The following is a 10813-nucleotide window of genomic DNA, read 5'->3' on the forward strand; positions in this document are numbered from 1 at the left end:
ATGATTTTTCATGAGTGGTCTTTAATCTTCTTTACGGTGCTGGCGCAAACTGCGGTTGGTGGTTACTTACTGATTGGCGCACGTGCACTGGTACTTGGTCATGACGAAGAGAAGCTGAACAGCTACAAGGTTCCAATGTTTATCCTATGGGTACTGATGGGTCTTGGCTTCATGTTCTCGACAACGCACCTTGGCTCTCCACTGCGCGCGTTTAACGCTTTTAATCAGCTAGGTTCGGCTTGGTTGTCTAACGAAGTGTTCTTCGGTGCGGCATTCTTCGCTGTCGGTGGCCTGCAATGGTTACTGTCGGTAGTCAAGAAAGGTGGCGTTGCTATCCAGAAAGCACTGATGGTTGGCGCGATGGTACTGGGTGTTATCTTCATGTACGCGATGATCAACGTATACATGATCAACACAGTACCGACGTGGGACAACATCTACACACCACTGAGCTTCATCATGACGATGGTTGTGGGTGGCTTGCTGTTATCTCAGTTCGTGATTGTATTCGCAAACGACAGCCGCTTTACGGTTGACCGTAACATCACCATGTTGGCTGTTATCGCTGTTGCTATTAGCTTGATTGTGACAGTAGGAAAACTGAACCTAATCGGTGACATCCAAACTTCAGTAGCTAAAGCGTCTGAGTTGGTTGACGGTTTAGGCAGCTATGTGATTCTTCAAGTGGCACTGCTGATGGCAAGCTTGCTAGTTTGGATTCTACCGATGCTGAACAAAGCAAAAGTGAACCCAGTTAACCTTGGCTTAGCACTAGTATTGTTCTTGGCTTCAGAGTTAATCGGCCGTGGTTTGTTCTACAGCCTACATATGACAAGCGGTTTGTAATCGAGTTCTTACAGACATGAGTTGCGTGTAAACATCGCTGCTTGTTTGGTTATCTAGAAGGCTAGATAAACAAAAGGCCCAACACCTATTTAGATGTTGGGCCTTTTTATTTCGTTTTTTCTAGCGTTTTTAATACAGACTTAGCGAGTTCGCTTACATCGTTAGCTTACATAGCTACTTAATGATAGCCGCTGGAATAAACATGTCTTTTAATCGCTTAACCGAAGAATAAGTACCAAACATCGGTTTGTTATCTAAATGCCTTCTCAGCATATCGGCGGCAACGGTCTTAATCACGTTGCGTTGGTCTTCACGCGAGTACTGACGATAAAACTCAAGTACCTGCCCCCACTCGCCTGCTTCAGTCGACAATGCAACGCTGAATGTGTTGCCTTCCAGCTTACCAGTCACCAAAGCCAATTCAGTTCCGCACTTATCTCTTGTTGCTCCAGCCAGCGCAAAGGTCGCGGCTAATGGATCGCTCTTTTCAAGTTCGCTCTCTTTTGGCTCAGCCATCACCCATGAGTGTCCGAAGCAATCTTCTATCTGCTCATTCAATTGCAGCCACGCTGACAGTGAACCTTTGGTCGACACTTCAGACACAGATAACGTCTTCTTTTTTTCCGCCATGATGTGTCCAATATGGTCAATCATCGGCTCATCAACACTAACGACATTACTCTCTAGCAGCTTGTAAACCATCTGCAGAAGCTTAACGCGAGTTTCTAAGTCTGCCTTAGGACCAAACAGTTTGACCTCAATGAACGGCAGATAAGAGCGATAACCAAGTTCATAACCTTCTGGCAGCTTTAGTTGATCCAAAACATCAGAGATACCGGACTCAGACAAACCAAACGTAAACAGTCGACTGCATTCAGAGGCAACCACTTGAGGGTAGGTACACGACAAGTCAGGAAGAATCTCAAACGTCACCATGCGCTTGAATTCACTTGGTACACCCGGCGTGAAATAGAAAGTCGCATCGTTAATTTTCAGTTTGAAGCCACAAGCCGTCCCCACAGGGTTATCGACAATCTCTGAACTCGCAGGTAACAAAGCTTGTTTAAGGTTGCTGTCTGGCATTGGCATGCCACGTCCAGAGAACATCTCTTCCATACGAGCAAGCCATTCAGGGAACATGACGAGTTTCTGCTCGGAAGCAGCTGCAGCGGCGGCAGCACTCATATCATCGGTTGTCGGGCCTAAACCACCATTAACGATAACCACATCATAGTTAAAGCTCAGCATCAGCAGTTCTTCAACAAGAGCATTCATTTGATCACCCACAGTTGAGCGCTTAGCAAGCGCAAAACCATGCTGATAAAACTCAGCAGACATCCAAGCTGCGTTTGTATCTACAATGTCTCCATGAAGAACTTCTTCACCTGTGCTTAACATTGCGATTTTCGTCATATTTCTATCCCTTGTTGTCATAAAAAGACACTGCATTATTTACAAACTGGTCTATGGTTGAATTTGGAGCAATTCGCCTTTTCACTAATATTAATAATGTTAAACCTAAGGTTTTCTTAGGAAAAGCTATAAAAATTATTAGTTCCCTAAATCAGGCATTTAATAGATAATTGTGACCCTGATCAATTCCAAACTTTCTCATGGAGACCCTTGTGGCCAAATCACCGTTACTAGCAAAGGTTACTGCCGCATTTTCAATGCTAATGTCAGTTAACTCGGTTGCAAGCCAATACGACTTCGACCAGCCAATCAACCTTTCTTACTCGGATGAATGTGCTCAAGATTACTGTTTTAATGACAACTTGTACACCTACAAGCCTAGTACCAATTACGCACTGAGCGAATCGAGTGATGAGTACGACTTCTCAATCCAACAACCAAAACACATGTTGGTGAGTCAGGAGAAAGATTGGGATTACCTAATGGGTCAAACCTACACCATTCTTGGCTTGAGTGTCGCGACAGTGGGTCTAATGACTCTGCTCCCTGAAAGTATTACTAAGTGGGATGATGACCAACGTGATATCAGCTCATTAGGTAAAAAGTGGAAAGATAACGTTTCTGCTGGTCCAACATGGGACCGTGACGAACACTTCCTAAACTACGTAATGCACCCATATTTCGGTGGTGTTTACTACACCGCAGCTCGACACGCAGGTTACGACGAGTTTGAGTCATTCTTATACTCTTGGACTATGTCGACGTTCTTCTGGGAATACGGCGTAGAAGCGTTTGCAGAAGTACCTTCATGGCAAGATCTCTTCATCACACCTTTCTTCGGTGCGGTTGTCGGTGAAATGATGCTAGAAGCAGAGCAGGATATCATTGCTTCAGGTGGCGAAGTGATGGGCTCTCAAACCATGGGTGATGTGTCGCTATTCTTCCTTAACCCTGTTGGACACATTCACTACTGGGTAAGTGACGCATGGGGCGGTGATGCAGAAGTTAACCTGAATACTAACCCTTGGTGGGATAACCAAGACGCTGCACGTTTTGCTTACGATGCTGGCGCACCATACGACTCTCAGTTTGTTGGTATGAACTTCAAAGTAACGTTCTAATTCGTCTCTAGTACTACTCAATATAAGTTATTGAGTATAAGTTGCTGAATCATCAATCACAGTGACAACTCTTCTAAAAAGCGGCTCTCTAGCCGCTTTTTTTGTGCCCTACTCTTCATTCTCTTTTTTTGCATCGAAGCTTAGTTTCAAAAATTGACCTAGGTCAAACATTGTTCGATGTAACCTTCTACACTGAAATTAAAGAACTTTATCGCGTGATATCAAACATTTAATTAGCAAAGAATAATTGAAACCTTGGGGGCTGATATGAACAGTACATTTATCGTAAACTTTATCGGAAAAGCATCACCAGCAACAATCAAACAGCTTGCTGCGGTTACTCACGAAAACGACGGCAAATGGCTCATCAGTAAAGTGAACTTTATTGAAGACCAAGTCGCAGGCGTACTAAAGGTTCAACTTCCAGCCATCAACGAATCGATTGTAAAAGAAGCGTTCAGCGCCAATCCAGATCTCATCGTGCAGTTTGTCGATTCCGATCATACACACAATGTTCAAGACACGGTCCATCACTTGAGACTCGACTCTAACGACCGAGCAGGTATCGTCAACGAAGTGACTCATGTATTGGATAGACAAGGAATCAGTATTCTCGATATGGATTGTCACCGCGTCTTTATCGCTGGTGGCGGCGGTGTTAGCTCAAGTCTATTCACATCAAAAATCGCCGTTAAGCTGCCAATCGAAGTACAGATCGACGACGTAGTTAATGAACTCGAAACGCTCAGTGAAGATACTCGTGTGATGATTGAAAGCTAAATAAACAAAATTAAAGAACAAAAAAGAGCAGCTCATTAGCTGCTCTTTGTATTGCTCTGAACTTGTGATTCAGTTACTTAACTGACCATTGTGATAATGAGCGTTTGAAGTCTTCATAGCCGAATTCATTTAGCTTCTGAACATCACCACTGCTACGTTCACAGTAGATTGAAGGCATTTTAAGGCCATTGAACCAGTTCAATTTCACCATTGTGTAACCCGCGCTGTCTAACAGATGCAGCTTTTGACCAATCTTAAGTGGCTCATCAAAGCTCGCTTCGCAGAACTGATCGCCCGCAAGACATGAACACGAACCAATCACGTAGTCATGGCTGCCTGTTTCTGATGCTTCCAATACTGATGCGGGCTCATTGTAGATAAGCGTGTCAAGGCGGTGCGCCTCAGTCGCTGAATCCACAATCGCTGTTTTCTTCACGTTCTCAACAATATCGACCACTGTCACAACTAGGTCGGTTGTTTTAGTGATGATCGCTTCACCCGGCTCAAGATACATCTGCACACCGTGCTTTTCAGAGAAGGCTTTCAGCGCAAGACCGAGTTTTTCGATGTCATAGCCAGGCCATGTGAAGAACACACCTCCGCCCATGCTCACCCAGTCCAACTTATCTAAGTGCTCACCAAACTGTTCTGAGATTGAATCAAGCAGGCCGATAAACGCATCGACGTCTTTGTTCTCACAGTTCATGTGGAACATCACACCATTAATCTCATCGAAAATTTCTGGTTTGATGTGGTCAGCTTGCACGCCCAAACGCGAGAATTGACGTGCTGGATTCGCCAAGTCTTGCCCTGCGTAGCTCACGCCCGGATTTAAACGTAAACCCAGTGAAGCTTTACCTTCAACAATATGACGGTAAGCAGCAAGTTGGCTTTGAGAGTTGAAGATCATCTTGTCGCAGATGTCAGCAACCTCTCTCACGTCATCTTCACTGTAGCCCACACTGTAAGCATGAGTTTCACCGCCAAAAGTTTCGTGACCTAATTTCACTTCATAAGGGCCAGAACTAGTAGTACCGTCTAGGTACGGTTTGATGATGTCAAACACGCCCCAAGTCGAGAAGCACTTAAGCGCAAGTACCAATTTCACACCTGAAATCTCTTTCAGTTGCTTGGCTTTTTCTAAGTTCGCAATCAACTTGTCTTCGTTGATCATGAAATATGGGGTTTTTAGTTCTTCTTTCTTAAACGTCATTTTTGTAAACACTCAAGCAGCATCTATAGATGGAAAGGTAAATTAACAATTTTGGTGTGATTTATTTTGATTTTGTCCTGTCCGAGCGCAGTGAGTTACAAAATCAAAATAAATGATACCAAAGCTTCAAGGCTATCATCATCGAAAAGGGAACAATCCATGTCCCCTTTAATTAGCAATCAAAACAAGAAATCAGTTCTTATTTTTTCAGCTCATGAATCACTGGAAGACCTTGGCCTGCTTCAAGCTCTTGAACATGCCAATCTAGACCAATTTCCGGCATAGTTGCTAGGAACGGATCTGGATTTAACTGTTCCATGTTGAACACGCCTTTATCAGCCCATTCGCCACGGAAGAACTGAAGTGCAGCGGTAATCGCTGGAACACCAGTTGTGTAAGAGATCGCTTGGTGCTCTACGTCTTCGTAAGCCACTTCGTGGTCTGCGTTATTGTAGATGAATACGCTACGCTCTTTACCATCTTTCTTACCTTGAACCCAAGTACCGATACACGTTAAACCAGTGTAACCCGGAGCTAGAGATGTTGGATCCGGTAGTAGTGCTTTAAGAACATGCAGAGGCTGAACCACAGTACCATCGTGCAGTGTTAGCGGATCTGGACTAAGAAGACCGATATCACGCATGCAGTTGAAGTAGTTCAAGTATGCATCACCAAAGCCCATCCAAAATTCGATACGCTTAGCTGGGATGAACTCTTTCATTGAACGAACTTCATCGTGCGCCATTGAGTAAACTTTGTGAGAACCACAGTTCGGGAATTCAAACTCAAGCATACGAGAGTGACAAGGTACTTGTTTCCACTCTTCATTTTCCCAGTAGAAAGAATCGCCTTGGATCTCAAGCATGTTGGTTTCTGGGTCAAAGTTTGTCGCAAACTTCTTGCCGTGGTCACCAGCATTCACATCCATTACATCAATTGAGTCAATCTCATCGAACAAGTGCTTAACCGCGTATGAAGCAAAGATTGATACCACACCTGGATCGAAACCAGCACCAAGAATACCTGTGATGCCTGCTTCAGCGAACTTCTCACGGTAGCCCCACTGCCAATCGTAAGCTTGTGGTACTTGTTGGCCTTCAGAGCATAGGTCAACCGCTACCGATGTATCTAAATAAGAAACTTTAGATTGGTAACATGCTTCCATGATTGCCATGTTTACCCAAGGAGGACCAGCGTTGATCACTAGATCCGGCTGAACTTCTTTAATCAAAGCAACAAGCGCATCAACATCATCAGCGTCTACTGAACGTGCTTCTAGTTTCTTAGTTGAATCTTTAAGGTTGTTTTTGCCCTTGATAGATTCGATGATTTTTTCACACTTCGCGATTGTGCGAGAAGCGATTGTGATATCACCCAGTACTTCGTTATTTTGTGCTGCTTTGTGTGCAACAACCCAACCAACGCCGCCTGCACCAATTTGTAGAATAGCCATAGTATTAATTACCCTTGTTGTTCTGCTAGCTCAGTGGCTAGAGTTTGAATTTTGTTAATTAGAGATTTGAAATCTGATGTCTTTAGGCACGGATTCAAGATAGTGAATTTAAGCGCACTCTTACCATCCACGACCGTTTCGCCAAGCACGGCAACACCACGAGTCAAAGCTTCCAGTCTTAACGTTTGATTCAGTTTGTCTAAATCTAGCTCACCGTTTGCTGATTGCCCATTGCGAGGCACCGATCGGAACAGCACAGTAGACAGTGACGGCTCAGCAAGCAGTTCAAAATCGTCATGCTTCTGAATCAGGTCTGCAACTTGAAGCGTCTGCTCTAGGAGATGATCGTACATATCACCCAACTGCTTTGGCCCAACGCTTTGCATCGTCATGAAGACTTTCAATGCATCAAAACGCTTGGTGGTCGCAATAGACTTATCGACAAGATTTGGCAGCTCATCGTGCTCGCGATTCAAGTAGTCTGCGTGATGCAGTAGGAACTTAAAGTTCGCTTTGTCTTTCAGCAACACAGCACCACAGCTGATTGTTTGGAAGAACAACTTGTGGAAATCAACGCTAACTGAATCCGCTTTCTCGATGCCTTTCAGGCGAGCTTTATGGCTACTTAAGATAAGCGCGCCACCGTAAGCACTGTCGACATGGAACCAAAGATCTTGTTGGTTGGCGATGTCAGCAATCGCTTCAAGGTTATCAATAGCACCGTGATCGGTCGTACCCGCAGTACCGACAACAGCAAAAGGAATCAATCCTTGTGCTTTAAGCGCTTTCACTTCTGCGTCTAGCAAGTCAGGTTTGATAGTGCCGTTTGCATTGGTGTCAACACAGCACACTGCCGCTTCGCCTAGCCCTAGTAGAGAGGCTGACTTCTGAACCGTGAAGTGAGATTTCTTTGAACATAAGATACGCAGCTTGCTCGCGTATTCTGGTAAGCCTAGCTTTTGGATAGAATGACCATTGTGCTTATCCGCGACCCAGTCTCTCGCAAGCAATAAACCCATTAGGTTACTTTGCGTGCCTCCGCTAGTGAAAACACCGTCAGCTTGTGCGCCAAGTTGGTATTTGTCACACATCCAATCCACAACGCGCTGCTCAACATAAGTCGCAGCCGATGCTTGGTCCCATGAATCCATTGATTGATTCAACGCCGCGATAATCGATTCCGCTGCTACCGAAGCCATAAGAGGAGGAGTGTGAAGGTGTGCAATGCAATCTGGGTGTTGCACGAAGATGGAGTTTGCAGCGACAAGGTCTGCAGTACTATCTACAACATCAACCAAAGCGTGTTGATTGTTATCAAGGTCGACAGCATTGATAGCTGCTTCTAGCACTTTTGGATCTAAACCCGAATAAGGGGTTTCAACCTGTTCAAAAACCGCTTTCATCGCTTGAGTGGTTTGGTTCATCACGTTAGCAAATTCGTCGCTACCGCCTAAACCTGTATGGATGAAATGCTTGTTCCATTCTTGGTTTGCTTGTTCGCTTGAAGTTGGGTCTTGTTGTAAGCCACCACCAGCTGCGATGATCGCTTCTTCCATTACGCGGAGTGCAAAGTCAATCTGCTCAAAAGAGATAATCATTGGCGGAAGGAAACGAATTACCGAGCCATCACGACCACCCTTTTCAACCATCAAGCCACGCTCTAACGCTGCTCGTTGAATCGCTAGGGTTAGTTCGCCGTCTGATTGTGGTTCGCCAAACTTGTTAAGCTCACCATTTGGTTGTTTGATCTCAGCACCGAGCATCAGGCCTTTACCACGAACTTCAGCAATACAGCTAACGCGTGATTGAATCTTCTCAAGCCCGTGACGTAAATATTGGCCTGCGATGTTCGCGTGCTCAACTAAGCCATCTCGTTCGATGATCTCCAACGCCTTAGCGCCAGAGACCATTGCTAATTGGTTACCACGGAATGTACCGGTGTGCTCACCCGCTTTCCATGTATCAATGCTCTTATCGAACACAAGCAGCGACATAGGCAGTCCGCCACCAATCGCTTTAGATAAACATAAGATATCTGGATTAACACCAGACTCTTCAAACGCAAATCGATGGCCAGTTTTGCCCACACCACACTGAATCTCATCAAAAATCAGTAGGATGCCGTGCTCATCACAGATGCGACGTAGGCCTTGTAACCAAGATGCTGGAGCAGGAATCACACCGCCCTCACCTTGCACAGGCTCAACGATCATCGCCGCCGGTTTCATGATGCCAGACTCGTCATCATTCAACATACGTTCGATGTAACGAATGCTCGCGTTAGCACCCGCTTCACCACCAATACCAAACGGGCAGCGTAGGTTGTATGGGAAAGGCATGAAGTGCACATCAGACATCAAGCCGCTACGACGCTCTTTAGTGCCGAGGTTACCCATCATACCCATGGTGCCGTTCGTCATACCATGGTAAGCACCACGGAAAGCAAACATGGTGTTGCGACCTGTGGTTTGCTTGGCGAGCTTGATCGCCGCTTCCACAGCGTCAGCGCCAGATGGGCCACAGAATTGAAGAACCGAGTTATTTGAAAAGTCTTGAGGAAGAAAAGCTTTAACTCGCTTGATAAACGTCTCTTTTGCTTGAGTCGTGATATCAAGTGTTTGGTATGGCAAACCAGAATCGAGTTGGTCTTTAAGTGCTTGGTTAATCTCAGGGTGGTTGTAACCCAGAGAAAGTGTACCTGCACCGGCTAAGCAATCGAGAAAGAGTTGGCCACGAGTATCTTCAACTAAAGCGCCACATGCTCGTTTAATAGCAATAGGCAGGCGTCTTGGGTAAGAGCGAACATCCGACTCATGCTGTTCTTGCTCTAGCAAAATAGCGTCAGGTGTTAGGTCGTACGTTCCCTCTAAGATAGGAACCATAGTTGAAAATGAATTTGCGATAGTATTGATATCGACTTCAAAGGCGGTAGTCATAAAAGTCCCCTTGAATGTGTTCATACTCACCTCCATCAGACGCAATTACCCACCAACTCTCGTTAAATTTGGAAAGAGTTCATAGTGAAGTACACGTATTGTCTAGAAATGAGATATAGCTGTACGCTCGCATAAGTCAAATGACGAATACGAAATTAAGCCGTCTTAAGACAGCGATAAATTGTTAGCGTGAGCTCAAGGTTCAGTAATGCTACTGTTTTGAAGAATTGGACATTTTTGCAGGATCGGGCAGCTATGAGGAGCTGGTCCCTTTGGAAATGCAGAGCTGATTAGCAATGTTGTAATTAGTGTGTTCAATGTTGGGTTTCCCATTAACATGACGAACTGCGCCATAAGTATCCCGTCTATCAGCTAAAGGACTAGCCAATACCTACCCTACGTAATGTCCCAATCAGCAAGAATGGTCACTACGCGTATCCCCCAGAAGCAATCGTTGCTCTTCTTGAACATTTTCATTCCGAGATTGCGCGGGAAAGTAACATAAAGTGAAATGAACGATCAATAGTTTTTAGTAATAGCTTGATAAATAGCAGCGGTGGCTAAGCAATTGCTGTAAATATCGTCACACTATCGTTTGGGAAAGAGATCCCCGGTTCATTCGTTCCTCATACCCGAGGATGACGACGTGGGGTTATAAACGTTGCTAGAGAAGCTTTTAGGTCATGGCGTCTTTCCGTCATTCCCTAGCACGAGGAACGAGTTCATAGGGAATCTCGCTTTTAAAAACTAACTTGATTGCAAAATTTGAAACAGAGATAGAAATGAATGTTGAGTGCGGATTCGAACAAGAAGAGTTCTTAAACGTAAAAGCTAAACGTCAGAAACCAAAAAGCCCGAACATTTCTGTTCGGGCTTCTTAATTTGGAGCGATACATCGGGTTCGAACCGATGACCTCAACCTTGGCAAGGTTGCGCTCTACCAACTGAGCTAGTATCGCATTTGCTTTATCGAGATAAAGACTTTAATAGATGGTGCCCCGGGCCGGACTTGAACCGGCACAGCGCGAACGCCGAGGGATTTTAAATCCCT

7 protein-coding genes and 1 tRNA gene are annotated in these 10813 nt (G+C 45.0%); 3 read left to right on the forward strand and 5 right to left on the reverse strand.

Features of this window, described 5'->3' with window-relative positions:
- Positions 1 to 846, forward strand: coding sequence for a dimethyl sulfoxide reductase anchor subunit family protein (locus AB4329_RS12665; protein WP_372138470.1), 846 nt, complete (start codon positions 1 to 3; stop codon positions 844 to 846).
- A gap of 174 nt (positions 847 to 1020) precedes the next feature.
- On the opposite strand, the gene AB4329_RS12670 is transcribed toward AB4329_RS12665, so the two are convergent.
- On the reverse strand, positions 1021 to 2259 hold the full coding sequence (locus AB4329_RS12670) for a CinA family nicotinamide mononucleotide deamidase-related protein (protein ID WP_017069172.1): 1239 nt from the start codon (positions 2257 to 2259) through the stop codon (positions 1021 to 1023).
- Between the two features lie 212 nt (positions 2260 to 2471).
- Here AB4329_RS12670 and AB4329_RS12675 point away from each other — a divergent pair, with 212 nt between their 5' ends.
- Positions 2472 to 3380 carry a DUF3943 domain-containing protein gene (locus AB4329_RS12675; protein WP_017069173.1) on the forward strand — a complete coding sequence of 303 codons (909 nt, stop codon included), beginning with the start codon at positions 2472 to 2474 and terminating at the stop codon, positions 3378 to 3380.
- A gap of 267 nt (positions 3381 to 3647) precedes the next feature.
- Complete coding sequence (locus AB4329_RS12680; protein ID WP_017061000.1) at positions 3648 to 4160, forward strand: glycine cleavage system protein R; 513 nt, start codon at positions 3648 to 3650, stop codon at positions 4158 to 4160.
- Between the two features lie 73 nt (positions 4161 to 4233).
- Here AB4329_RS12680 and nspC read toward each other — a convergent pair whose 3' ends face one another.
- From nspC to AB4329_RS12700, 4 genes are all read right to left on the reverse strand, one after another.
- Positions 4234 to 5373 (reverse strand): carboxynorspermidine decarboxylase, encoded by a 1140-nt coding sequence (gene nspC, locus AB4329_RS12685; protein ID WP_102333645.1) that lies wholly within the window; start codon positions 5371 to 5373, stop codon positions 4234 to 4236.
- Between the two features lie 199 nt (positions 5374 to 5572).
- Complete coding sequence (locus AB4329_RS12690) at positions 5573 to 6826, reverse strand: carboxynorspermidine synthase (protein ID WP_372138472.1); 1254 nt, start codon at positions 6824 to 6826, stop codon at positions 5573 to 5575.
- An 8-nt stretch (positions 6827 to 6834) separates the two neighbouring features.
- A complete protein-coding gene (locus tag AB4329_RS12695) occupies positions 6835 to 9786 on the reverse strand; it encodes a pyridoxal phosphate-dependent class III aminotransferase (protein ID WP_372138474.1) in 2952 nt (983 codons plus the stop codon).
- Between the two features lie 859 nt (positions 9787 to 10645).
- A tRNA-Gly gene (locus AB4329_RS12700) sits at positions 10646 to 10721 on the reverse strand.
- Positions 10722 to 10813 lie beyond the last annotated feature (92 nt).

Source organism: Vibrio sp. 10N.261.54.A5, assembly GCF_041471145.1.
Lineage (GTDB): Bacteria > Pseudomonadota > Gammaproteobacteria > Enterobacterales > Vibrionaceae > Vibrio > Vibrio crassostreae_C.